Annotated in this window: 22 protein-coding genes; 8 read left to right on the top strand and 14 right to left on the bottom strand. The window is 44.8% G+C overall.

What is annotated here, in order from left to right; translation table 11 throughout:
• Positions 1 to 268: 268 nt before the first annotated feature.
• The 7 genes from ACO03U_RS04360 to cshA all read right to left on the bottom strand — a co-directional run bounded on the left by ACO03U_RS04360 (position 269) and on the right by cshA (position 7,527).
• On the bottom strand, positions 269 to 934 hold the full coding sequence (locus tag ACO03U_RS04360; RefSeq protein WP_204685801.1) for an HAD family hydrolase: 666 nt from the start codon (positions 932 to 934) through the stop codon (positions 269 to 271).
• A 90-nt stretch (positions 935 to 1,024) separates the two neighbouring features.
• The gene (locus ACO03U_RS04355) at positions 1,025 to 1,345 is read right to left on the bottom strand and encodes a hypothetical protein (protein ID WP_161868157.1); all 321 of its coding nucleotides are present in this window, start codon (positions 1,343 to 1,345) and stop codon (positions 1,025 to 1,027) included.
• Positions 1,346 to 1,390: 45 nt separating this feature from the next.
• On the bottom strand, positions 1,391 to 3,052 hold the full coding sequence (locus ACO03U_RS04350) for an AcpB/EbpR/MafR family transcriptional regulator (protein WP_423104403.1): 1,662 nt from the start codon (positions 3,050 to 3,052) through the stop codon (positions 1,391 to 1,393).
• Between the two features lie 351 nt (positions 3,053 to 3,403).
• The gene (locus ACO03U_RS04345) at positions 3,404 to 3,775 is read right to left on the bottom strand and encodes a type II toxin-antitoxin system PemK/MazF family toxin (RefSeq protein WP_161868158.1); all 372 of its coding nucleotides are present in this window, start codon (positions 3,773 to 3,775) and stop codon (positions 3,404 to 3,406) included.
• A 15-nt stretch (positions 3,776 to 3,790) separates the two neighbouring features.
• On the bottom strand, positions 3,791 to 4,912 hold the full coding sequence (alr, locus tag ACO03U_RS04340; RefSeq protein WP_204685799.1) for an alanine racemase: 1,122 nt from the start codon (positions 4,910 to 4,912) through the stop codon (positions 3,791 to 3,793).
• Positions 4,913 to 4,985: 73 nt separating this feature from the next.
• The gene (gene acpS, locus ACO03U_RS04335; RefSeq protein WP_161868160.1) at positions 4,986 to 5,336 is read right to left on the bottom strand and encodes a holo-ACP synthase; all 351 of its coding nucleotides are present in this window, start codon (positions 5,334 to 5,336) and stop codon (positions 4,986 to 4,988) included.
• 628 nt (positions 5,337 to 5,964) lie between these two features.
• Positions 5,965 to 7,527, bottom strand: coding sequence for a degradosome RNA helicase CshA (cshA, locus tag ACO03U_RS04330; RefSeq protein WP_204685797.1), 1,563 nt, complete (start codon positions 7,525 to 7,527; stop codon positions 5,965 to 5,967).
• Positions 7,528 to 8,069: 542 nt separating this feature from the next.
• Between cshA and ACO03U_RS04325 the strand changes: the two genes are divergently transcribed.
• Positions 8,070 to 8,753: an ABC transporter ATP-binding protein gene (locus ACO03U_RS04325; RefSeq protein WP_204685795.1), complete on the top strand. Its 684-nt coding sequence runs from the start codon at positions 8,070 to 8,072 to the stop codon at positions 8,751 to 8,753.
• Entirely contained in the window at positions 8,750 to 11,419 is a 2,670-nt protein-coding gene (locus ACO03U_RS04320; RefSeq protein ID WP_204685794.1) for an ABC transporter permease, read from the top strand. The genes ACO03U_RS04325 and ACO03U_RS04320 overlap by 4 nt, the downstream gene beginning before the upstream one ends.
• A 113-nt stretch (positions 11,420 to 11,532) precedes the next feature.
• Here the strand turns inward: ACO03U_RS04320 and ACO03U_RS04315 are convergent, their stop codons facing one another.
• Complete coding sequence (locus ACO03U_RS04315) at positions 11,533 to 12,888, bottom strand: UDP-N-acetylmuramoyl-tripeptide--D-alanyl-D-alanine ligase (RefSeq protein WP_204685792.1); 1,356 nt, start codon at positions 12,886 to 12,888, stop codon at positions 11,533 to 11,535.
• Between the two features lie 144 nt (positions 12,889 to 13,032).
• Positions 13,033 to 14,097 (bottom strand): D-alanine--D-alanine ligase, encoded by a 1,065-nt coding sequence (locus ACO03U_RS04310; RefSeq protein WP_161868163.1) that lies wholly within the window; start codon positions 14,095 to 14,097, stop codon positions 13,033 to 13,035.
• 489 nt (positions 14,098 to 14,586) lie between these two features.
• On the opposite strand from ACO03U_RS04310, the gene rsxC reads away from it, so the two are divergent.
• The 6 genes from rsxC to ACO03U_RS04280 are packed head-to-tail and all read left to right on the top strand — an operon-like array spanning position 14,587 to position 19,518.
• Entirely contained in the window at positions 14,587 to 15,912 is a 1,326-nt protein-coding gene (gene rsxC / locus ACO03U_RS04305; protein WP_204685790.1) for an electron transport complex subunit RsxC, read from the top strand.
• On the top strand, positions 15,912 to 16,868 hold the full coding sequence (locus ACO03U_RS04300) for an RnfABCDGE type electron transport complex subunit D (protein ID WP_204685789.1): 957 nt from the start codon (positions 15,912 to 15,914) through the stop codon (positions 16,866 to 16,868). The genes rsxC and ACO03U_RS04300 overlap by 1 nt, the downstream gene beginning before the upstream one ends.
• On the top strand, positions 16,858 to 17,409 hold the full coding sequence (locus ACO03U_RS04295; RefSeq protein WP_204685788.1) for an RnfABCDGE type electron transport complex subunit G: 552 nt from the start codon (positions 16,858 to 16,860) through the stop codon (positions 17,407 to 17,409). The genes ACO03U_RS04300 and ACO03U_RS04295 overlap by 11 nt, the downstream gene beginning before the upstream one ends.
• A 1-nt stretch (position 17,410) precedes the next feature.
• Positions 17,411 to 18,103: an electron transport complex subunit RsxE gene (rsxE, locus tag ACO03U_RS04290; protein WP_204685783.1), complete on the top strand. Its 693-nt coding sequence runs from the start codon at positions 17,411 to 17,413 to the stop codon at positions 18,101 to 18,103.
• Positions 18,094 to 18,684 carry an electron transport complex protein RnfA gene (locus ACO03U_RS04285; protein ID WP_204685781.1) on the top strand — a complete coding sequence of 197 codons (591 nt, stop codon included), beginning with the start codon at positions 18,094 to 18,096 and terminating at the stop codon, positions 18,682 to 18,684. Before rsxE ends, ACO03U_RS04285 begins: the two co-directional genes overlap by 10 nt.
• Before the next feature lie 15 nt (positions 18,685 to 18,699).
• Entirely contained in the window at positions 18,700 to 19,518 is an 819-nt protein-coding gene (locus tag ACO03U_RS04280; protein ID WP_204685774.1) for an RnfABCDGE type electron transport complex subunit B, read from the top strand.
• Between the two features lie 236 nt (positions 19,519 to 19,754).
• Here the strand turns inward: ACO03U_RS04280 and ACO03U_RS04275 are convergent, their stop codons facing one another.
• The 5 genes from ACO03U_RS04275 to ACO03U_RS04255 all read right to left on the bottom strand — a co-directional run bounded on the left by ACO03U_RS04275 (position 19,755) and on the right by ACO03U_RS04255 (position 24,440).
• Complete coding sequence (locus ACO03U_RS04275; protein ID WP_204685766.1) at positions 19,755 to 20,759, bottom strand: sensor histidine kinase; 1,005 nt, start codon at positions 20,757 to 20,759, stop codon at positions 19,755 to 19,757.
• A gap of 2 nt (positions 20,760 to 20,761) precedes the next feature.
• Positions 20,762 to 21,433: a response regulator transcription factor gene (locus tag ACO03U_RS04270; RefSeq protein ID WP_204685764.1), complete on the bottom strand. Its 672-nt coding sequence runs from the start codon at positions 21,431 to 21,433 to the stop codon at positions 20,762 to 20,764.
• 91 nt (positions 21,434 to 21,524) lie between these two features.
• On the bottom strand, positions 21,525 to 22,007 hold the full coding sequence (locus ACO03U_RS04265) for a YaiI/YqxD family protein (protein WP_204685762.1): 483 nt from the start codon (positions 22,005 to 22,007) through the stop codon (positions 21,525 to 21,527).
• A 178-nt stretch (positions 22,008 to 22,185) separates the two neighbouring features.
• The gene (locus ACO03U_RS04260; RefSeq protein WP_161868171.1) at positions 22,186 to 22,848 is read right to left on the bottom strand and encodes an ABC transporter ATP-binding protein; all 663 of its coding nucleotides are present in this window, start codon (positions 22,846 to 22,848) and stop codon (positions 22,186 to 22,188) included.
• A gap of 29 nt (positions 22,849 to 22,877) precedes the next feature.
• A complete protein-coding gene (locus ACO03U_RS04255) occupies positions 22,878 to 24,440 on the bottom strand; it encodes an ABC transporter permease (RefSeq protein WP_204685760.1) in 1,563 nt (520 codons plus the stop codon).
• Between the last annotated feature and the right edge of the window lie 20 nt (positions 24,441 to 24,460).

Here is a 24,460-nt window from a genome sequence, read left to right as displayed (position 1 = left end):
CGAAAAAAAAGTGACAGCTACACTAGAATTTGCCTATGTCACGGCTTTTAGACACTTTTTGTCATCTGTCCTAGATGCAAGCACTTACAAATTTCAAGCTTTTTTTCCAGCTTAATATTTACTTTAAATTTAGCATGATTCTGCAGGAAAAGATAATTTTGTGATTAGTAAAAGGCAAGCCCGTCAAATTATCCGGGCTTGCCTTGCTAAAGCTACTTTTCAATAGCCAACGAGCAGTTCGTCTGATTGTACCTACTTGCAAGACCTCTTACAACTGCTGCAAATAATCAATCAATACTTTCAGACTCGCCCCTTCCATCAAGATATTCAATCCAGCTTTTTCCTCTTCGGTATAAGCATTCCCCGCAGCTAAATCTGGTACAAAAACCACCGGTAAGCCCGCCCGTGTCGCAGCCAGCGCCCCCGATAAGGAATCTTCAGCCGCAATGGCATCTTGGGCTGTCACGCCAGCTTTTGCCAAAGAAGTCAAATACACTTCAGGATCGGGCTTCATCTGGACAACTTGATCACCAAATGTCAGATAATCAAAATATTGTCCAAAATCTAAGTAATCAAGAAAATGCTGCGCCCGCTTTTGATAGGTAGAAGTTGCCAAAGCTAAGATCAGTCCTTTTTTGCGAGCCACTTGCAAGACTTCCCGGGCGTATGGCTTTAGTTGCAACTGCCCGGTAACTAGCTCTTCTTGGATAAATGCTTCCCGCTCCTGTCGCAATTGGTTGACTAATTCTTCTGAACCAAACAGAGCTATCAGATTGGCCTGGGTTTGCTTCAAACTCCGACCACTCCAGCCAGCCATATCTTCTTTGGTCAATGTCATCCCATGGTCATTGGCAACCTTGATCCACCCCCTTTGATACACCTGCTCACTATCCACCAATAAACCGTCCATATCAAAGACAATCATTTTTAACATCCGAATCATGCTCCTCTCTTCTAAGCTGCCCCAGCGACGAGACAATAGAAAAAGAATCGTCTCCATTCATCTAGAAACGATTCTACTAACTTATATCAATTCCTTAGCTTGCAAAAATTGTTGCAGTAAACTTTGTAGCTCATCTGTCAAACGTTCCGGCGCGTCTTCATAGCTGAGATTCACCACTGGAAACGAATAATTATCGTACATACTTAGAGGCACCAACATACCCTTTGTCTCTTTGACTTTCATCCGCGGGTGGTAAATGTTTTCTCCACAAACCCCACCATGAATGACGGCCAATTCATATTCATCTTCTGCTAAAGTTCGCAGGCGATAATAAAAGCCGTCAATGTATTGCCGTTCCTCAGAAAAATGTTCCTTGACCAATTGCCACTGCTGATTACTCATCTTGTTTTTGCCTCTTTTCTCACCTATCCCTAGTACCGTAAAGGCTTACTCAACCAACGAATCCGTGCCCTCTTCTTCCATCACAAACGTCGCAATCGTCGGTTTTTTTCGTCGATGAGGGTAGACCTCTCCCCCCATTTTAAAGAGATTGACATCCAGCTCTTGCAGATAATGATCCCAATTGCGATTTTGGATACGGAGAATCCGATGGTACAACCGATCCCAGTCTGCCTCTGACATAAAATTATCCACCATCAGCAAATTGTCATCATGATATTCCGGTACCGGGTTATTTGCGACTACTATATCATACTCATGAAAGTATTCCAATTCCGCTGGGCTAATGAACAACGTGGAGTGAATGAAAAGATCAATTTTCACCTTATCTTTAACCTGGCCTTTGATGATGTCTCGTAACATTTTACTATGTTTCAAGCCACGATCGCTAACCACTAGCAACGATACTGGTGGACGCAGTGAGTCCAGATGTCGTGGAAGATGCGCCCAGTCTTTCAAAATCAGACAAAGGATTTCCTCTTCTTTGACTTTTGCCCAGGGAAAATTACATTCTTTTTCAATTTCTTTTAAGTTGACCTCCACTAACTTGCTAAATACCGGATACAAGCGACGGATATTCCGCGCTGACGATTCACTCGGATTTAGCAAAATAGTGCGGTCATAAGGATAAATCGTATAGGATAAATACCATAACATCATCCGCTGACTGATTTTCTCTCGGTCTTCAGTCGCCAAAGAAAAATCCGCTGCCTTTACCAGCTTATCCAAAAAGTGATTCACCGCTTTTTGGATACGGACTTCCTGTTGAGGATTGTCCCAATTATAAAACTCATAAAAAACGCCGTGACTAACTTCCCGATACCATTTATCCACTAAGATATACTCACTAGTAGCTAAAAGCTTCACCATATCGTTTCGCGACTGCAAAATGACCTGATCGATGATATCTTCTGGTTGCTGGTAGACCGCCTCATTCAGTAAAAAGCCCTGGTTTGCTCGAATAATCGTAATCATCAGCAAAAAAGCATCCAAAATCAGTTCCCGATCATCCAACATCACGCCAAAATCACTGGCACTCCGCATAATATAACAAAACATTTCCTTTTGATTAATCTTAAAGGGCCAAGGTCGTCCCCCATAAGCTTCCTCAAAGTAACTTTGATAGAATAAACGAACCCAGCGTTCATCCGGTGCCGTCACACAAAAAGGTTTCCGCTCCAAGGTGAGCCCATAGTTTTTCAACTCTTTACTAATCTGCCGCACCATTCGATAAAAGGAGGTCTCGCTGACAAACAATTCATTGATCCAATACTCGGCATCTTTGTCTGGTTCAAAAAAAATACGCTCTAAAAACTGAAATTCACTGGATTCTTGTAAGACTTGTTGGTAGACATTTTTAATTTTATTCGTCTGCCCTGCACGAATCGCTAATCCCCGTCTTTTGGAAAAATCCAACTTCAGATAAGTTCCCCATTCTTCATTGATAATCTCCACATCTTTCATCAAGGTTTTGTCCGTACAATTCAATAACTGTACCAACTGCTCGATGGAAACCCAAGTATTTAACCGCGCCAAGGCCTCAATCAAACGCAATCTTCGTGCTGTGGTATTACTCAAAAGCGCTCGCATACTCTCACCCCATTTTCTGCGACTCTCACTGCCCTCCATCATTCCTACTATTTCGCCCAATCTCCCCCCAGAGATTGCAACTACTCCTATTTTAAAAATAGCGAACATTGCCTCACAGGTCAAGAATAATTTTCTGAATATACCAAAAATAAAAGTCCCATTTTTTAATGATGACTAACCCAACAACCGCCTCCCTATTCTTCGCTGCCATTTAATCAACCAATTCTAAGCAGCGATTGCTAAGCAAGATTGCATTCCAGTAAAAGTTGCTGAAGCTATTGGCCAAGCAAGCGTTCAAATACTTGGTAATCGAGTATTTTCACTGACAACTTTTTTATTTATTTCGTCTATAAAAAAGCAACCCACAGCTTTACGCCATCGGTTGCTCGTTAGTCATTGATATGTAGGTTGTCAAATAGCTGATTTGGTCGCTTCCGTCAAATTGACAACACCAATACTAATCTTTAACGCTTGATCCACTGCCAACATTTTTTTATCATCTAGACGGCAGACCTTTTCTTTCAAACGACTTTTATCGATTGTTCGGATTTGCTCCAATAAAATCACTGAATCTCGGGAAATTCCCGTATCGCTGGCCTTGATGCCGACGTGTGTAGGTAGCTTGGGTTTTGCCATTTTCGCCGTGATAGCTGCGATGATCACAGTCGGGGAAAAGTGATTGCCCCGGTCGTTTTGGATAATCAAGACAGGGCGTACCCCACCTTGTTCTGATCCAACCACCGGCGAAAGATCAGCGAAATAAATGTCTCCGCGTTTCACCATAGTCTATACCTCATCCTAATCTATATATTCTCGTGGTATCCGTGAGCTCAACAGACAAGCCACTTCGTAATGAATCGTTTCTTGCTGATCCGCCACATCTTGTAAAGTAATCCGTTGCCCATCATTTTCCCCTACCAAGGTGACCAAAGTATCTTCAGGAAACGCTTGTGGCAAACGAATCATAATCTGATCCATGCAGACGCGACCGACAATCTCACAGAACTGGCCGGCTACTAATACTTTGAATCCTTGCATCTTGCGAATCCAACCATCGGCATATCCGATAGGTACCGTACCAATCCACTCGTCTTGGGAGCTAGTATAGGTTTTGCCGTACCCGATACCCGTACCCGCTGCCACCTGCTTCACTTGTACCAAACGGGAAACTAATTCCAAGGCCGGCTGTAACGGATAACTGGCTTCAAGGGTCCCACCAGAAGGATTCAACCCATACAAAGCTACCCCATATCGTACCATATTCCCCAAAGGTTGATCATGCCACAAAGCCGAGGCGCTATTGTCACAATGGACGTAGCGAGGAAGCTGGTCTAAGATTGCCAAACAATCCGCAAAATGTTGGGCCTGGGTTTCATAATAGCTCGTCTCTGCCTCATCAGCTGTCGCAAAATGTGTAAAGATCCCTTCAAAGGCCATTTGAGGAATCTGTGCTATTTTTGCTACTGCTTCGGAGACTTCAACAGGGGTAGAAAAGCCGATCCGCCCCATGCCACTATCTACTTTCAAATGAACCAGTAAGGGCTGAGCCACGGGGGTTTCTTGCAAAAACTTAGCAGCTTTGTTCAGCCAAGCCAGACTCCCCACCGGAAATGCCAACTGGTATTCCGCCACCAATGGCAAATACAGCGGCGAGATGACCCCTAAAATTAATATTGGCTCGGTAAACCCTGCCTCCCGCAGCTGAATCCCTTCATCAATAGTGGCTACACATAAACCAGTTGCCCCACCAGCAATCGCTGCCTGCGCTACTGCCACTGCTCCATGACCATAGCCATTTGCCTTTACCACAGCAAAAAGTTCACGGCCTTTAGGTAAACGGGCCAGCTCATTTGCGATATTTTCTTGAATAGCTTTTTTATGGACGATAATCCGCGTTGGGCGATGCAGTGATTCCACCAATGATTCCTTCTTTCAAACAATTAAGGTTACAAAATACATCCAGTGATACTTATCAAGTCAGCTTTTTGATGCGTCATTCTGCCAATAAAATTTGAGCCACCGCCACCGTATCCGTATGGGTGATACTCACAAAAACTTGTCCTTGATGGGGGGATTGACTGACATAAGGCGCTCCTAGCTCATCATTTAAAATCGCTAGCTCCTGAAAGGTCACTTTGCCAATGCCGGTCCCCCAAGCTTTGGCGAAAGCTTCTTTACACGCATAACGTCCAGCTAAAAACTCTACTTGGCGCTTGGGAGGCAATTGTTGAAAAATAGCTAATTCGTCAGGAGTGAGCACTCTGGCGGCAAAGCGTGGTTTCTTTTCGATAATTTCTTTGATACGGACAAGGTCCACCGCATCGATCCCGATTCCTTTAATCATGACCAACTGCTCCTTTATCAGCTTGTTGCTTACTCCCTGTTTTCTTCGATGAACACTATGTACAGCAGGAGTTTGGGGTTCAACCTCGTCACCAAAATCGTCCCACAAAAAACAAGCTAGTCCCATTCTACCAAAAATCTAAATAAAAACCATGAAAAAAGACTAGTCATTGAAAATTCTATTCATTTTCTAAACTTTTTCGTATTCAGCGAATTAGCAAGATTAAAAATAAACATTTAAGAAAAATATACAAATAAAAATCCCTTTGTATAACTATTTACAGATATTTTCAAATCATTCCCCTTAGATACTAAAAAAGTAATTTTCCCCTCAGTCCTATAAAGAATAACTAACACTTTTGTCACTACTGATAATCTGTAGTAAAAATACAACGCTTGAGTAACTCGCCCAAAAAGCAAGCAAGTTAGCCTTACTGATGACTAATCACTGTTTCGAGTTTAGGTGCTTGAGATTTTGTCACTACTTAGTTTGACGGTGCTAGTTGGACTTAAGCTTGGTCCAGTATTCGCAGAGGCTAGTATAGTAGATGAAATCTGAAAACAAAATGGCGTGCAATCGCCAAAACTTGCGATTGCACGCCATTTTTACTTGCTGTCTATGACAAGACTTAGTCGTTATTACTGCGAATCACAAAGCCACGTTTTTTACCGCCATCTTTGTGGTCATTGTCCCGACGATCGTTTTTGCGACGATCATTGCTGTATTTTTTATCTTTATTGTAACTATCTTTATTGCCGTAGCCGCCTTTGCTCTTGCCACCACGATAGCTGCCACCATCTTTGCGATTGCGATTTCCGCCACCGCCGCCACCACGACGACCATTTTTGTTATATCCACCTTTTTTACCAGATGGCAACGGACGTTCAGGAGTGATTTTGACTGGTACTTGATCAGCTGGATCTTTAGCCATAGTTTTCAACAATAAAGCCACTAAAGTTTCCGGATCGTAACCTTCCAAAAGTTGTTCTGCAGTTTGAGCATATTTTTCCAAGCCATTTTCTTGCAAACTGGATTCGATTTGCTCCACGGCTGCACCTAACGCACCTTTGAAGGCTTCTTTTTCCGTTGGTGGACGCAAAGGAGTCATGCGTTTTTTGGTCAAGTTTTCGATGGTGTGCAAGTAACTCATTTCGTTTGGTGTCACGAAAGTTACTGACATCCCGCCTTTACCAGCCCGGCCAGTCCGACCGATACGGTGAACATAGCTTTCTGGATCTTGAGGAATATCGTAGTTGTAGACGTGAGTCACGCCACTGATGTCCAAGCCACGCGCGGCCACGTCAGTCGCTACCAAAATATCTAAGCGCCCTTCTTTAAAGGCTTTTAAGACGCTCATCCGTTTTTGTTGAGACAAGTCCCCATGGATACCTTCTGCTTTGTACCCACGAAGTTCCAACCCACGAGACAATTCATCTACCCGACGTTTCGTCCGACCGAAAACGATGGCCAAATCTGGTGTTTGGACATCCAATAAACGAGTCATCACATCAAATTTTTCGAAGTCTTTGGCCCGCACATAGTACTGATCAATCAAATCCGCTGTCATTTCTTTGGCCTTGATTTGGACATGTTCGGGGTTTTTCATGAATTTCACGCCGATATTTTTGATAGCGGCTGGCATCGTTGCAGAAAACAACAAAGTTTGACGTTGTTCAGGGACTTGGGCAATGATTTTTTCGATATCTTCCAAAAAGCCCATGTTTAACATTTCATCTGCTTCGTCCAAAACCAATGTTTGAACTGTGCCAAGTTTCAAAGTGTGACGGTTGATATGATCCAACATCCGGCCTGGAGTCCCAACCACAATGTGGGGACGGTCTTTCAAGCCACGGATTTGACGACCAATATCCGCACCACCATAGACAGCTTGGACTTTGATCCGTTTGTCCCGACCTAAGCGGTACAATTCTTCTTGTGTTTGGATAGCCAACTCCCGTGTTGGGGCGATGACTAATCCTTGTAGTTCATGTTTGCTTGCGTCGATTTCTTCCAACATTGGCAAACCAAACGCAGCTGTTTTACCGGTCCCTGTTTGGGCTTGCCCGATGACGTCGCGGCCTTCCAAAGCCAAAGGAATCGTCGCTTCTTGGATTGGGGTTGCTTCTTCAAAGCCAGAGCGTTCCACTGCTTTTAACAGTTCCGGTGACAAGTTCAGTTCATTAAATTTCAAAAAATATCCTCCTAGTCGTCGTTTAATTGTCGAGTTTCCCGACACGACGTTGATGTTGATTGAAGCGTTGGTTTGGCTTTGAGATCGTGCCCTTGTAGGCTGACCTCAGATGCACGGGTTCTCCCACAGTCCAAAAGAAATGGTCCCTGTCATTGCTCTTAGCTGCTTCGTCGCCGAAAACCGCTTCACGAAGGCATTCAGAAAAGATGGATGAGGCACGGTTGCCACCTCATGCTTTATATCCGCAAAAAGACTGGGTACAAGTCCGTCAAAACTTGGCTCCCAGTCTCTACGTAAAGGCAACAAAAATACGCTGTTGCGCCAGACTATTAGTCAATTCGTGGATGAGTTTCTTCCAACTGGTTCTTCTTTTCGGCATTTCACTATTCTACCACAGGATGAAACTTTCATCAAGTTTTCAAAGCTCCCTTAAAAACGAAAAAAACTCATGTGACCAATTAGTCACTTAACAGTCATTTCACCGTCACAGTCATGGGTTATGATAGTAGCAAGCAAAAAAATGAAGGGAGCTTTTCCTCAAAATGGATATATTAACTGTCGAAAACCTTACGAAAATTTATGGAAAGAACGAAAATGCAGTGCATGCCTTAGACGGGGTTTCTTTTTCCGTCAAAAAAGGCGAGTTTGTCGCCATCATTGGTCCCTCTGGTTCGGGTAAATCAACGTTGATGCATCTATTAGGTGGCGTAGATACACCTACCAGTGGCAAAGTTTCTGTTGATCGCAAGGATATCTATGCACAAAACCCCGAAGAACTGGCGATTTTCCGCCGACGTGAAGTTGGGCTTATCTACCAATTTTTCAATCTAATCCCCGTTCTAACCGTCGTGGAAAATATCACCTTGCCCGTCTTATTAGACGGCCGTAAAGTCAATCAAAAGCGACTCTCAAAATTGCTGTCTGCCCTCGGACTTGAAACTCGCCAAAGTCACCTCCCCAATCAACTATCTGGCGGACAACAACAACGAACCTCCATCGGGCGGGCTTTGATGAATGCACCAGCCATCTTATTAGCTGACGAACCCACTGGCAACTTGGACAGCCAAAATTCTCAAGAAATCATGGAGTTACTACGTCGGTCCAACAAAGAATACAACCAAACGATGCTAGTCATCACTCATGATGAGGCTATCGCTTTGCAAGCAGATCGAATCATCCAAATTGAAGATGGTCGGATCACCAGAGATGAGGTGTTACGTTCGTGAATATTTTAAACAAGGTCGCCTTGGCTTATCTAAAGAAAAATAAAACTCGAACACTAGTAACGATTATCGGTGTCGTTCTATCAGTGGGACTAATGACCATTGTCACCACTTTAGCTGCTTCCACCCATCACTTATTGATAAAAAATGCGATTACCAACAACGGGGATTACACCTTACGCTATGATACCTTAGATCAAAAAGGAGTTGATTTTTTAGCTACCTTGCCTCAAAAAGGCGAAGTTCAAGAAAGTTATACCACCGCTACTGCAGGCTACTTACTATTGAACAATCCACAGGCACCTAATAATACCTCTGAAGAAGCCTACGGTAGTGTATGGGTCCACGCCTATGATCTTCTCGCTTTTCAAAAAAGACCATTAGGAAAAATCAAAGGTCATCTCCCCAAAAACAATCATGAAATTCTAGTATCTGAAGCTTATCGCCAGGATTTTTCTAAAAATTTAAAAGTTGGCGACCTGTTTTCACTAGATTTAATTACCTTCTCTCAGGGAGAAACGAGAGGCGATGAGCAGTTGCTTGATTTATTGGCAAAAAAAGCCCCCAATCGCAAAGAAACCTATAAAATAGCAGGCTTTGTATCACCTAAATATAGCAGTGAAAGCGGCAATCGTAGCTATGAATTCTATGTAGCAGGTGTCTCAACGCTGGATCAAGAACAAACTCGCTTTTTAAAACTAACCCACCCCGAAAAATGGCAGACCTTTAAGAAAAAGCATCAACCAAAAAATACAGAAAACGTAGAAATTTCCTTAAACAATGAGTTATCAGAGCTTCAAGGCCACGGAACAGACGGTATGACTACTCACAAAAACTGGATGATTCTGGGGATAGCGGCGATTTTCGCTGGACTAATTGCCGGTGGCTCTATTTTACTGATTCACAATGCTTTTGCCATGTCGGTCAATGAGCGGTTGCAACAATTTGGTTTATTAGCTTCCATCGGGGCAACCAAAAAGCAAATTCGGCGCTCGGTTATTTTTGAAGGATTTTCAATTGCTTTAATTGGTATTCCCCTAGGTATTTTGGTAGGTTTAGCGTTTGTCATCTTAGGAAAAACCGGACTCATCGCTTTAGCTGATAAACTTCAAGAACAGGAACTTATCGCAGTCATCCAGCAACTTACCTTAACTGTTAATTGGCAGTCTTTAGTAGCAGCTGCCTGTATTGGCTTGATCATGATTTTATTATCCGCCTGGTTACCTGCCCGCCAAGCACTAAAGCATTCCGTAATGGCCGTGATTTCTCAACAACAACAAATCAAGCTGAATGCTAAAAAACTACGTACGGGAAAACTCTCAGGTAAGCTATTTGGACTGTCAGGTACCTTGGCCCAAAAAAACTTCAAGCGAAATAAAAAAGCTTATCGTCCCACCATTCTTTCATTAATCGTCTCAATTGTTCTATTTATAGGGGCTTCTGCTCTGGTAATGTACGGTGAAAAAAGCATCGCCTACTCCTTTCAGCAAGAAAAATGCGATGTCCGAATGGCTGCCTATGACGTCACTGATCAAGACAAATTGAAAGAGCTTTTTGCTAAATATGACCAGTTGACAGAAATCGAGCAAGGGGGATGGTCGGTATCAGACTTTGTCACCACCACCCTTTCGAAAAAACAGCTAAATCCCCGAGCTATTCACGGAAATAATCCACCATTTTATCCCGACGATTTAGAAGTTTACGAGGGGGATGCGCCAAAGGAAAAAGACATCTATTATGGTTCCATCCAAATTGTCGCCTTCGATGATCAGACTTTCAAAGGTTGGCTTAAGCAATTAGCTTTACCAGAAGAGGATTATTTCGATAAAAAACTCAACGCTCTTGGAAATCAGGTCATCACTTCCTACAGCCAAGAAACTGGCAAGACTGAACGTTATCCCTTGTTTCAAGATGATCAACCACGTCAGTTGACTCTTCGTGGTAGTGATGATACTGGCAAAATGGTGACCTTAAAAAACCCTATTACCTTGCAACATTATATTAACGAGTTACCCGCTCTCTTTAGCAGCAGCGATAATCCTTATCTAACGGCTTATCTACCAGTAGATAACTACAATCGACTCTTTGAAACGATGGAGGATACTGGCATCAGCTCCGCCAGTCATCATTATCTTTACCAAGCCACTAGCTCTAATGCCGACCAAGCTACTAAAAAAATGAGAACTATGGCGCAAGCAGCTGGCTTAACTAACTTTTTCGTCTCCAATATTCAACAGGAAGAACAAACCTTGAGAAATATGCTATTGCTAGTCAAAGTCATCGCTTATAGCTTTATTGCAGTTATTTCGTTAATTGCGATTGCCAATGTCTTTAACACGATTTCTGCTAACTTGATGCTACGGCGACGAGAATTTGCAATGCTGGAATCAGTGGGAATGAGCCCCAAAGGATTTACTCAGATGATGGCTTACGAGTGTCTCTTATACGGTAGCAAGGCCTTACTCTGGGGCTTATCCTTAGCCTTAGCGTTAGATTTTCTTCTGTACAAAATAGTGAACTTTGGTATCGAGCAACCATTCATTATTCCTTGGGGGGCAATAGCCATCAGTATTGCCTGTGTTTTCATCATTGTTTTTATCACCATGCTTTATGGTTTTCATAAACTAAAAAAAGAAAACATTATTGATGGCTTAAGAGGAGCATCATAGTATTCAAAAAAACAGCCACTTGTAACGGTTGCTTTCTCGTATAGGAGGCAACAATTACAAGTGGCTGCTTTCTTTAGCACCAAAATACTTACTTCAGCTAGTAGGATAGTTACTTACGCTTCCACCAAAGCCGCTACAACTTCCGCCAACCCCATACCATTACTTCCTTTGAGGACAATGCTATCTTGGGGGTATAATTCTGCTTGAATCATTTGAATTAAAGCCGCTTTATTTGGCTTATCAAAATGGTAAACCATTAGATCGGCATCCATTTCCGTTAGTGCATGGAAAAGGGCCGTCATCTCAGAGCCATACAAGAAAATCACATCATAGCTTGCTCCGATATGCTCTGCCATAGCCGCGTGCATTTTTCTGGAGTCTGGTCCCAGTTCCAACATATCTGCCAAGACCGCCAGTTTCCGGCCCCCATTGCTTTCTAGTTTCCCAAATGTATCCAACACTAAGGCCATGGCCGTCGGATTTGCATTGTAGACATCGCTTAAGACTTGAGCCCCATTTGTCGCTGTCAGCCACTGGGTACGGTTTTTCGTCAAGGTGACCGTTACCAAGCCTTGGCGAATTTCAGCCGTCGTCAGCCCAAACGCTTGACCAATTCCATAAGCAATCAACGCATTTTTGACGTTATAGGCACCAATGACGGGAATCTCAAATGGGTCGCCAGCCACTTCAAAGGTGGTTCGTTCTTTACTTTCCCCTGTGACGGTTGCAGTGATATCCCCATCAGCAATGCCAAAGGTTCGCACTTGTTGCGTCAAACCAGCTACTAGTGGTGTCAACAAAGGTTCATCCGCAGGTAGTAACAATAGGCCATCAGCTTTCAAACCAGCAACAATTTCCATTTTCGCCTGCGCAATCCCTGCGCGAGAGCCAAGATTTTCGATATGGGCTTCTCCAATAATCGTGATAGCAGCCGCGTCTGGTCGGCCCATCTCTGATAATTCCGTCAGCTCGCCGGCATGGTCCATTCCCATCTCCAGCACTAACATCTGACAATCTTCCGGCATATGCAACATCGTATAAGGCATACCGATATTGTTATTGTAGTTGCCTTGGGTTTTATAAGTGACAAATTTTTGTGCCAAAACCGCTGCAGTCAAGTCTTTGGTTGTGGTTTTCCCATTACTCCCAGTGATAGCAATTGTTTTTGGCGCAATTTTTTCTTTGTAATACACCGCTAACTGTTGCATAGCTGCCAACGGATCTGTCACAGGAATCACCGTCACTCCTGCGGGAACCAACGCTGGGTCTTGACTCCAAAATGTCGCTACCGCACCATTTGCCACAGCCGCTTCAATAAACTCGTGCCCATCTCGCGCTCCAGCCAGCGGGATAAACAAATCCCCCGCTGTAATTTTACGACTATCAAACTCCACTTGATGAAGAGGGCTTTCATCAGTCACTTGCGTAGCACCAAATAGTTCTGCTACTTCTTTAATGGTTAACTTCATCTTCATAACCTCACAATTTTTATCACAAAATACCTTCTGTGATTGTACCATAAAAGCTAGCCTAGCGCGTCTTTCAGTCAACTATCAAGCCATTCGCTTACAAAGAAAAAGCCCTGAGAGTTATCTCAGAGCTTCAGGTATTTATCATACATCAGTCAAAAATTCATGGCGTTGGTTGTAGCGATTCATTCCCAATTGGATCAATTCTTCAATCAAATCCCCGTATTTCAGTCCCATCTTATCCCACAAAGAAGGATACATCGAAAACTGAGTGAACCCAGGCATCGTATTTAACTCATTTAAGAAAAGTTCATTTTTATTGGTTAAGAAGAAATCACAGCGAGACAAGCCACTGCCTCCCAATAAGATATAGGCATTTTTCGCATAATCTTGAGCTTTCTGTTGGACATCTTCGGGTATTTCAGCAGGAATCTGCATCACGATTTTATTATCAATGTATTTTGAGTTGTAATCATAGAAGGCCACGTCTTTCACGATTTCGCCAGGAACCGTCGTACGTACATCTTCGTTCCCCAAAATTGCTACTTCGATTTCGCGGGCTTCGATTCCTTGTTCTACGATTGCTCGCGTATCGTATTTGTAAGCTTCGTGGAGGGCATTTTGCAACTCTTCCCGATTTTCTGCTTTAGAAATCCCTACGCTGGATCCCATATTAGCGGGTTTCACAAACATTGGGTACAACAAGGTGCCTTCACATTGTTCAAAGATTTGTTTTGGATTTTCTTTCCAATGATTTTTCAGAACTGGGACATAAGGAACTTGCGGAATCCCCCCAGCCTGCAAAATATATTTGGTCATGATCTTATCCATCCCACAGGCACTCGTCAAAACGCCTGCACCGACATAAGGCATATCGATTGTTTCCAAAAAGCCTTGAATCGTACCGTCTTCCCCATTTGGTCCGTGAAGCACTGGGAACACGATGGCCTCTTCTTCTTTGATGCTGGAAGGTTGGATAATTTTACCAGTGGCATTCTCCACTCCTTCACCCCAAGTTAAGTGTAAAACGTCTTCCGATTGAGGGGCTTCTGTCAATAACGGCCCTTGTACCCATTCGCCAGTTTTGGTGATAAACACCAGTTGCACTTGATAATAATGATAATATACCGCTTGTAAAACGGAGTAGGCTGACAAGATGGAGACCTCGTGTTCCGCACTGCGCCCGCCATATAACATTACAATTTTCAAAAGTTTTTCCTCCTGTTGTAAGACACTGCTGTCAAGTGTAGCGACAAATCAGATAACTCATGATTGTGCCTCGTTATCAAAGCCTTCGCCACTTACAGACGCGTGCCTTCATGAAGTTTCATCTTTTCATTCTCCCATATTTTAGCATAAAAGCCCTAAGCGTAACAGATTGAATTTAAAACCCACCAACAATGCTCCTCCCTTCTAGTTTCATTTTACTTTCTGAGGTCAGCGACTGAAAATAACATGTAAACAAAAAAATTACGATGTTCTTTCGTCCCTTTAAAAAAGATACGTAAAAAAGTCTGTGAAAAATTTTCACATCTTCCAATTGAACACTATTCTCAATTAGCCATAAATCTAGCGTTATCCCCCTTTTAATATGGAAATAATAAAAATAAATTTCACAAAGACTGTTGTTCTTAACAAGTGAGCGGTCTATAATAATGATAGCGCTTTAAAATACAAACAAAAGAAGGGACGACACTCATGTTAGCCCAAATGATGGAAAAATTCAAAGGTGGGGTCTCCGTACCTCACCACAAACCCACTGCAACCATGGCAACGGTGCCCTTACCTGCCCCTAAGCTCGTAGTAATTCCCTTGCAGCAGCATATCGGCGCTCCTTGCCAACCACTAGTCAAAGCCAAAGAGCTGGTGCAAGTCGGCCAAGTCATCGCTGATAGTTCAGCCTTTGTCTCAGCACCAATCCATGCCCCCGTCTCCGGAAAAATCAAACATATCAAACCCATTTTGCTAGCAAATGGCAAACGGATCGACGCTTTCACCATTGAAAACGACGGCAACGATACACCTGTTGCTGAGATGGGCCCAGTGACTATTACCAATAAGAAGGAACTAATCCAAGCGGCTCGTGATAGCGGCTTAGTAGGTATCGGTGGTGCAGGCTTTCCTCTTCACGTAAAGCTAGCCGCCAAAGAACCCCTAGATACGCTAGTCATCAATGGCGCTGAATGTGAACCTTATATCACCTCTGATTACCGCGAAGCCATCGAAAACACTGACCGGATTATCACTGGTATGCTGACGGTCATGGATCAACTTCAGATTAAAACCGGCATCATCGGTATTGAAGACAATAAACCCCACGCCATTACCGCCTTAGCTGAAGCCGTAAACCGTCAGCCAGACCCTAACAACCACCAGCGGATCAAAGTGATGAAATTACCAACCCGCTATCCTCAAGGGGCGGAAAAAATGTTGATTTACGCTACTACTGGCCGAAAGGTAGCCCCCGGAGAATTACCCGCATCTGCCGGTTGTCTGATATTAAACATTTCCACCATCTCCTTATTCCAACACTATTTGGACACTGGAATGCCTTTGACTGAAAAGCGCATCACTGTGGATGGCGACAATATTGTTGAGTCTAAAAATCTACGGGTTCCCATCGGCACACCGATTGAGGATATTCTGACCTTTTGTGGTGGCTTAAAAGAAACAGCTGGTGCCAAAATCATTTTAGGCGGACCCATGATGGGAATTGCGCAATTTGATCTGACGTTGCCAATCACCAAACAAACCAACGCCATCACTTGTTTATCCGCCAAAACAGCAACACAACCGCAAGAAATGCCCTGTATTCGTTGTGGACGTTGTACACGAGGCTGCCCTATGAATTTATTACCTTTAGAAATCGAACGGGCACTAAAAAATAAAGACGCCCAAAGTCTCAAAGAACATCACGTCGCGGCTTGTATGGAATGTGGCTGCTGTGCCTTTGTCTGTCCGTCGAATCGCCGGTTGGTGCAGTACATGCGAGAAGGTAAAGTCATCGAAAGGGGGGCACAATAATGTCTGATAATTTCCTTGTTACCGCCAGTCCACATCTCCACAGCGGCTCATCCAGTATCAAAATAATGCGGGATGTCATCATCGCTCTCGTACCAGCAGTCATTGCAGCCGGGATTATTTTTGGTTTACGGTCCTTATTAGTTATTTTGACTTGTGTCACCAGTTGCGTCTTAAGCGAGTATTTATTTCGCAAACTCTTAAAACGTCCCAATGCTACCTATGACCTGACAGCCGTCATCACCGGTTTGTTATTGGGTCTCAACTTGCCGGTCTCCTTGCCTTTATGGATGGCAGCAATCGGTGGCATCGTAGCGATTGTCATCGTCAAAGAGTGCTTTGGAGGCGTGGGACAAAATTTTGTCAATCCAGCAATCACCGCCCGTATCGTTCTTTTGATGTCCTTTTCTTCGGCGATGAGCGTCTGGAATCAACCTTTTTACTATCTCCATCAAGGGACGGATACTGTCACCTCGGCTAGTTATTTCCAGGCTTTGCAGACGGGCGCCGAAATTCCCTCTTTATTGAATATGTTCTTAGGCGTGCGCTCTGGTAGCCTTGGGGAAACTTCGGCTTTGGCGCTATTATTAGGATTTGCTTATCTTTTGTGGCGGAGGATCATTGAACCCACCATTCCTGTGATTTTCATCGGTACTGTAGGCCTGCTCTCCTGGCTTTTAGGAGGGGAACCGCTATATCAGATGATGTCTGGGGGCTTACTTTTGGGAGCGATTTTTATGGCGACGGATTACACCACCTCCCCTACCACGCGCACCGGCCAAATTATCTTCGCTTTCGGTTGTGGTCTGATCACCGTACTGATTCGCTTTTTTGCCGCTTTACCAGAAGGGGTGTCTTATGCGATTTTGCTGATGAATATCATCACCCCATTAATTGATCGCTATACCATTCCGAAAGCCTTTGGGACGAAAAAGGAGGTGGCCATTAATGAAGAATAGCAAAAGTATTTTGACAGCAACTTTCTGCCTCGTCGTCATCTGCTTAGTGGTTACGGGAGCGGTCGCTGGGACTCGCTATGCTTTTTCCGATGAAATCGCCGCCCAAGAATGGCAACAGCAACAAACCACTATGTCCAAACTAATTAAAGCAGAAGACTACCAACAACTCACCAACGACGCCGCCAACGGTCAACTTTACGAAGCGATCACTGCTGCGGGAGAAACTGCCGGTTTTATCGCCATTACCGCCGAATACGGTTATGGCAGTGAGGTTTCCGTCATGACTGCCATCACGCCGGCAGGACAAGTCGCTGGCATTGAAATCTTGGACGCTTCCCAAGAAACTCCCGGCTTAGGGCAAAACGTCACTCGCAGCGACTTCACCAAGCAATTTGACAACCTTACCGGCAGTCCCAAAGTCGTCAAACAAAAAGCGGCGGACAACGAAATTCAAGCTGTCACCGGTGCCACTCGCTCCTCGAATGCGGTAGCTGGGGCCGTGACGAAAGCTTTGGCACTCTATGAAAAGGAGGTGGGCTGACATGGAACATGAAAAATTAACAACAGTCTTTTCTCGCGGCATCATCAAAGAAAATCCGGTGCTCCGCCTGATGCTGGGGACCTGTCCGACATTGGCCGTCACCACGAGTGCCCTCAACGGCTTTGGGATGGGGGTGGCTGCCACTGTCGTCTTGATTGGCTCTAATATCGTCATCTCAGCATTACGCAATGTGATTCCTGATAAGGTACGGATTCCAGCCTTTATTACGATTATTGCCGGCTTTGTAACTGTCGTGCAACTGATTATCAAAGCTAAAGCGCCGAGCCTCGATGCCACCTTGGGGATTTATCTACCATTGATTGTTGTCAACTGTATCATTTTAGGACGAGCCGAAGCTTACGCCAAAGACAATCCTGTTTTACATGCAGCAGCAGATGGTTTAGGGATGGGAATTGGCTTTACTCTGGCACTGATCTGCATGGGAGGGATCCGCGAATTACTAGGAGCCGGAACTTTTCTCGGCTTTGCTATCGCTCCTAGCTTCGTCACACCCATGACGATTTTCTTGCTCCCTCCTGGCGGCTTTTTCGTCTTCGGGATGTTGGTCATGTTAGTCAATCGCCTCAGTAACCGTAAGAGTCCGGAACCAGACTGCACCGCTTGTCCCATTGCAGAGGCTTGTGGCGGTATTGCAGCCAAAAATGAAGAAGGAGGAGACACTCCATGCAAATGATGATTACGATTTTAGTTGCTGGAATTCTCACCGACAATTTTGTCTTATCACAATTTTTAGGGATTTGTCCCTTCCTCGGAGTTTCCAAAAAACTGGACACCGCTGTGGGCATGTCCGTAGCTGTCACCTTCGTTATGGTTTTGGCCACCTTAGTTACCTATCCCCTCTACGCTTGGGTGCTGGTGCCTATGAGTCTGGATTACTTGCAAACCATCGTCTTTATTCTGACGATTGCTGCTCTCGTACAACTGGTAGAGGTGGTAATGAAAAAATACATGCCGCCACTCTACAATGCTTTAGGCATTTACCTGCCATTGATTACCACCAACTGTGCCGTTCTCGGAGTGACAATTTTACATTTCACCAAGGAATACAGCTATGGTCAAAGTCTCGTCAACGCCCTAGCAGCTGGGCTCGGTTTCTTATTAGCCATGGTCTTGTTTGCTGGTGTCCGTCAACGCCTGGAAACCGCCGATATTCCTGATGCGCTAAAAGGGATGCCGATTACTTTAATCGCAGCGGCCATCGTTTCTATGTCATTTCTAGGCTTTGCCGGTTTGGCAGAAGGCCTCTTCCAATAGAAAGGAGTTGCAATCATGTTAGAAAGTATTCTTATTCCGGTGGCAATCGTCTCTGGCTTAGGACTCGTCGCCGGGGTCGGCCTCTCCATCGCTACGATCGTCTTTCAAGTACCGGTCAATGAAAAAGAGGAAAAAGTCCGGAGCTTCTTGCCAGGAATTAACTGCGGGGCTTGCGGTTTTTCCGGCTGTGATGGCTATGCTAAAGCGCTGGCTGATGGCACAGCTGAAGCGAACCTCTGCGCTCCTGGTGGTGCTGAAGTTCGACAAGAAATCAGCGCTTTACTCGGCGTTACGGCCGACGAACAACGCCCCACCGCAGCTTTCGTTGGCTGCAACGGCCGCTGTGAGTTAACCAGCAAAAAAATGAATTATCAAGGGGCCCAAACCTGTTACGCCGCCAATCAAGTCTTCGGCGGCCAACAAGCCTGCGGTTATGGATGTATGGGTTATGGTGATTGTGTCCAAGCTTGTGCCTACGACGCCATTCACGTGGTGGCTGGTGTGGCAGAAGTCGACCCGCTGAAATGTGTCGGCTGTCTCCAATGTATCGCCGCTTGTCCGAAACAACTCATCAGTATGAAACCCGTCACCGGCGCTCCCGTTGTCGCCTGTCGCAATCTGGATAAAGGCGGTGCTGTTCGCAAAATCTGTGATGTCGGCTGTATCACCTGTAGTAGCTGTGTCAAAGCCTGCCCTACGGATGCCATCGCCATCGTCGATAACGTCGCCGTCATCGATCCTGACAAATGCATCAATTGCGGCGCCTGTCAGGAAGCTTGTCCGCAAGATTGTATTGTGGAGGTGTTAAAAGCAAAACCGCGGATGACTGCTTAGCCCAAATTCGTCAATCAACTCCTTCAGCTCTCAAAATAAAGCGGAACCGACACATGATAAAGAACATCATGTGTCGGTTCCGTCTTCATTCCAAAGATGCTAGTTAGACTTAGTGGTCTTTGCTTAGTCCAACTGTATGCGGTAGTTGAGCTCATTCGTGAAGCCAAACAGAACAACTTAGTCTAACAAAAAAGCTAGCCGATTCTCCATTTTTTGGAATCCGGCTAGCTTTTTTGTTAGATTGTCCGACGATAAAAGCGGATGGAAAAGGCTGCACCGCCAGTAGCAGAATTTTTTCCGATAAGACTACCATTTTGTTGAGAAATGATCATTCGAGCCAAGGCTAAGCCAATGCCTAAATTGCCAGGATGGGGTTGCTGACCTTGATAAAAGCGCTCAAAAATATGAGGCAAATCATTCGGATGAATCCCCGTACCACTATCCTGAATCAGAATTTCAGTATACAAGGTATTCTCTTCGTAGGAAACGAAAATTTTTCCTTCAGCCGGTGTATGTTCCAGAGCATTTTTGATTAAATTACCCAGAGCTTCCACAGTCCAAGTAATATCAGCAAAAATCGTTGCCTCCTGATCCCCCACCACCTGAAAATCGATTGCTGCTAATTCGAGGGGGATGGCAAAAGGTTCTTGGGCTTTTACGATCAAATCCGCAATTTTTACTTTTTGCGGATGATACTCTACAGTCCCTGCTTCCAGCTTAGCTATTTTTAACAGTTCTGTCACCAACGTATCAATTCGTTTCAACAAACTGTCTAACTCCCGATTCAATTGCTGGCGCTCTTTTTTTTCCAGTTGGGGTGAGCCGAGACGATCCACTACCAAAAATAAGGTGGTCAACGGCGTTCGGACCTGATGAGCGACATTGGCAAGGGCCTGCGCCAATTGCTGTTTTTCGTGTTTTAACGTATCGGCTTGTTCCCGCAATCGGATTGTCATCTTTTGGATTTGATTACTAAGGATTGCAAGCTCTCCTTCTTCCGCTGCCACCGCCAGCATCTCTTCTCCATGCAGCACTTGATTGATGACTTCACTAAGTTGGGCTAGCTGCTGTTGTTGCTTTTTTTGTAAAATAAGATTGCATAAGATGATAGCTGTACCACAGATAGCAACGATTATCGTTGCTTGCCATGAAAAAAAGCTCGTACTAACAACTCCCAAGAGCAAAAGTACCATAGCTAGCCAAGTGTTATGGGCGATATCACGATTACGAAAGATTAGCATAATTAGACCTCCAATTTATATCCTAAGCCTCGTACTGTTTTAATTTTAGTCGGATGTTGTGGATCGACTTCAATCTTTTCTCGTAAACGCTTGATATAGACAGTTAGAGTGTTATCGTTGACGAAATTCCCCGCCAAATCCCATATTTCTTGAAAAAGTTGATCTCTCGTGAGTACTTGCCCGCTGTGATTGATAAAAACAAGTAGCAACCGATATTCCAATGGCGAAAGAAACAGCTCTTCCCCTTTTTTGGTCACTAATCCTTTGATAACATCAACAGTGAGATCTTCTACCGTAAAGACGGCTTGACTTTTGCCCCGTCTACGCAGGACGTTTTTGATTCGGGAGAGCAATTCCATCGGTCGAAAAGGTTTCACGATATAATCGTCCCCACCTAGGTCAAAGCCTGTTACAACGCTCGCTTCATCTTCCATTGCTGTCAAAAAAATAAAAGGAATTTTCGCTGCCTTCGCTTGCGTACCAACAGCATATCCGGAGCCATCGGGTAAATTGAGATCGATTAAAAGCAAATCCAGTTGCTGCTCTGCTGTCAAAATTGTCAAAGCTTGCTGCATACTGTAAACTGCCTCCCACTGATAACCATGAGTAGCCAATAACTGTCCGATTTTTTGCGCGATAGCTCGATCATCTTCAACAATCAAAATCTTGGTCACACTGCTTCCTCATTTCTGCTATTTTGCATTTATTATACGAGTGGTTTTAGGGAGAGGCAAAACGCCCGGTGGTCTTTTTCTCTCCCCACTGCTAATTCTCCAACTCTGATGGTATCGAGGTGCCCGTTATCATTGTTTGATGGAGCATCTGTGTCAAAATTTTGGTGAACTGTTGGCGATCTAGTGCAGTAAAAGGTTTCGGCCCTTTGGTACGCTTGCCAGCTTTGCGTAGTTGTGCTCCTATGAAACGCTGAGTCAGAAGTTCGTCAATATTGTCAGGGGTGTACTCTTTGCCACTGTGGTGAAAAACGCGGGCGTGTTTGCCTAAAACTAAAGAGGCCAAGCCATAATCCTGGGTGATAACCCAATCGCCCGGCTGGATTTCCTTGACGATGCGATAATCCGCCCGGTCTGCCCCTTTGTCCACATAAATAAAACTGACGTGAGGAGGATATTCTTTGTTGGTAAAATGATCGACACTAGTGACAATCACCACTGATAACCCAAATCGCTGCCCCAGCCCGATGACCTCATTTTTCACTGGCGAGCCATCGCCATCAATGATCAAACGCATCTGCTTCACCTTCTTACTGGCGGTCCAAACCCCCACTTAGTTTTCCCTTCAAAAAGCCAGCCTGCACAAGTCACCGATTGACTGCTGCTAGCTGGCTTTGCTAATGCTATAGTATCACAAATACGGCGCTTCTCCAGTAGGTTTCATGTCTTTTTCCTCCTACTTTTCCGTCAGCAAGTTAAGAAGCCCGCATTTGGAATGTCTGATCTTTCAATTCATAGACCACATCACAAGCATCAGCAACTTCTTGCTCGTGAGTGACCAAGATGATGCATTTTTGCTGTTCATGGGCGATTTCTTGGAAGAGCTTGACGATATCGGCTGAGGTAGTGGCGTCAAGGTTACCTGTCGGTTCGTCAGCGACAATCAGTTGATGGTCGCAACACAAGGCCCGGGCAATGGCTACCCGTTGTTGTTGGCCACCGGAAAGATGAGTGACTTTTTTCTTGGCGGTTTCTTCGTTGAGGCCGAGTTTTTCCAGATTACCAAGGGCATAGGCTTGCGGATCGGCTTGTTGGGTACCGGCGATTTTCATCGCACAAACCACATTGTCTACGGCTGACATATAAGGTAGTAGATTATAAGCCTGAAAGACAATGGAGACGTCTTTGCGACGATATTGCCGCAAACCAATTTTTTTGAGGGATTGCTCGTTGTATTCGATATCCCCTTCTTTTGGAGTATCCAGTCCAGCAATCAAGGACAAAAAAGTCGTCTTGCCAGAGCCGCTAGAACCTAAGATGGCATAGATTTTTCCCGGCTCAAAAATTAAGTTAATATGCTGAAACAGCGGCGCTTCTGGACCGTACCAGTAGCCCAAGTCTTTGGTGGTTAATGTCATAAGTATTCCTCTTTTCTAAAGTGATGGCGTTAGGAAATCAAAATTTTCTTAGGATTCAGTCGTAAAATGCCCGCCGATGACAATAAGATGGATAACAGGCTAATTCCTAACCCAATCCCTGCTAACATGGCAATTTGTTGAGGTGAAACAGTGATGTCCAACTCTTTGACGGCGTCTGTTTGTGTGAAGGCACTGGCAAAATTCATACCCCCACGACCACCACCTGGGCCTCCGCTTGGCGCTTGTCCACCTTGACTGCCACCAGGGCCGCCTTCTGAGGGCCTATCTGCAGCCGCGTTATCTTGGGCGGCATTGGCTGTCGTAGTGGTTTGTTGGTTCAATAACTGTTGACCCACGGCATTGCCTACTAAGTTACCGCTAGCCGAAGCAATCCCTAAAGCAAACACCATGCAGACGACAACTTCAGTGAAGAACTGCAAAATCACTTTGCTCCGAGCTTCACCAAGGGAAAGCAAGACGCCAATTTCATATTTCCGTTCTCGAATCAACATCATGACGATCAAGGTTAAGATGATAATCCCAGCTGCTGCCACCAAGATGATGATATTTTTGGCAAAACTTGACACATTATTCAATGGAGAGAGCATTTGCTGATACATTTGATCATTGGTTTGCAAACTAAAAGTATCGGTATCAATCAGTTTTTCCGCTGCTGTCACAAAAGCATCCATCTCTTGTGGATCTTCCAATTGATAAACTGCCGAATCAATGGTGGCTGCTTCGTCACCGTTTAATTGATTGGCTAAGGTATAAGAAGCAACTATCGTATTGGCCGGATTCATAAAGTTAAAGTTTCTCCCCATGGAAGTACCGGTGTCGGAAGTTTCGTAAATACCCTTGATTGTCACGGTGACGTCCTTGTCATCGGCATCTTTCAAAGTAAACTGATCGCCGACAGCCAAGTCATTGGCTTCGGCTAAGGCCGACTCGATCAACACAGCGTCAGTGCCGACATCGTCAGCAGTCAAGGCTTCTCCGTCTGTCAAGGTTGCTGTCCCTTCTGAAAAACTGGTGTAATCAGCTGAAGCCAGGACACCAGTGATCTGGAAATCCCCCATGCTCATTTGTGCCATGCCGCCGCCTGGCATTTGTTCGCCATCAGGGCCACCCATACTTTGAGCAGCTTCACTATCGCTAGTGCTTGCTTCAGTGGACTCCGCTTCTGTAGACTCCGCTTCTGTGGCAATTGGTTCAATGTCAGCACCTTTTGTGGCTGAGGTGCTGACTTCAAAACTGTAGGATTTCACCCCATCTAGGGCGGCAATTTTTTCCGCATCTTCCAAGTTTACTGGCGTGTTGGTAAAACTCCCAGGATCGGGGCGAGAGCTCGCTTCGTCTTCACTAGTGCCACTATCGCTTTTGGCTTGCTCCATCATCTTTTGCCGATCAGCACTCAACGTGACGGTGGCTCCAACGCTTTTCTTTGCTTCATTCGTCGCAGACTCGGCACCACTGCGAATCGTCAGTCCCGCCAAAACAAAAATCAAAATGGCCGAAAAGACCCCGATTAAAATCAAACTGCGACCTTTTTTGGCCCATAAACTCTGGAGGGCCCGATTGATAAAATTCATCTGTTTTCGCTCCTTGTATC

This window comes from Enterococcus diestrammenae (genome assembly GCF_049384045.1).
Lineage (GTDB): Bacteria > Bacillota > Bacilli > Lactobacillales > Enterococcaceae > Enterococcus_C > Enterococcus_C diestrammenae.
The sequence above is the reverse complement of the archived record's forward strand: the minus strand, read 5'-3'. Positions and strand labels throughout refer to the sequence as shown.

Excerpts from the sequence above, each read along its gene's own strand:
- ACO03U_RS04275 (WP_204685766.1), bottom strand. The coding sequence starts at position 20,759 with ATGCTAATCTTTCGTAATCGTGATATCGCCCATAACACTTGGCTAGCT.
- acpS (WP_161868160.1), bottom strand. The coding sequence starts at position 5,336 with ATGATTAAAGGAATCGGGATCGATGCGGTGGACCTTGTCCGTATCAAA.
- ACO03U_RS04325 (WP_204685795.1), top strand. The coding sequence starts at position 8,070 with ATGGATATATTAACTGTCGAAAACCTTACGAAAATTTATGGAAAGAAC.
- ACO03U_RS04285 (WP_204685781.1), top strand. The coding sequence starts at position 18,094 with ATGCAAATGATGATTACGATTTTAGTTGCTGGAATTCTCACCGACAAT.
- ACO03U_RS04255 (WP_204685760.1), bottom strand. The coding sequence starts at position 24,440 with ATGAATTTTATCAATCGGGCCCTCCAGAGTTTATGGGCCAAAAAAGGT.
- ACO03U_RS04260 (WP_161868171.1), bottom strand. The coding sequence starts at position 22,848 with ATGACATTAACCACCAAAGACTTGGGCTACTGGTACGGTCCAGAAGCG.
- ACO03U_RS04280 (WP_204685774.1), top strand. The coding sequence starts at position 18,700 with ATGTTAGAAAGTATTCTTATTCCGGTGGCAATCGTCTCTGGCTTAGGA.
- ACO03U_RS04355 (WP_161868157.1), bottom strand. The coding sequence starts at position 1,345 with ATGAGTAATCAGCAGTGGCAATTGGTCAAGGAACATTTTTCTGAGGAA.
- ACO03U_RS04300 (WP_204685789.1), top strand. The coding sequence starts at position 15,912 with ATGTCTGATAATTTCCTTGTTACCGCCAGTCCACATCTCCACAGCGGC.
- ACO03U_RS04295 (WP_204685788.1), top strand. The coding sequence starts at position 16,858 with ATGAAGAATAGCAAAAGTATTTTGACAGCAACTTTCTGCCTCGTCGTC.
- ACO03U_RS04345 (WP_161868158.1), bottom strand. The coding sequence starts at position 3,775 with ATGGTGAAACGCGGAGACATTTATTTCGCTGATCTTTCGCCGGTGGTT.
- ACO03U_RS04360 (WP_204685801.1), bottom strand. The coding sequence starts at position 934 with ATGTTAAAAATGATTGTCTTTGATATGGACGGTTTATTGGTGGATAGT.
- rsxE (WP_204685783.1), top strand. The coding sequence starts at position 17,411 with ATGGAACATGAAAAATTAACAACAGTCTTTTCTCGCGGCATCATCAAA.
- ACO03U_RS04315 (WP_204685792.1), bottom strand. The coding sequence starts at position 12,888 with ATGAAGTTAACCATTAAAGAAGTAGCAGAACTATTTGGTGCTACGCAA.
- rsxC (WP_204685790.1), top strand. The coding sequence starts at position 14,587 with ATGTTAGCCCAAATGATGGAAAAATTCAAAGGTGGGGTCTCCGTACCT.
- ACO03U_RS04265 (WP_204685762.1), bottom strand. The coding sequence starts at position 22,007 with ATGCGTTTGATCATTGATGGCGATGGCTCGCCAGTGAAAAATGAGGTC.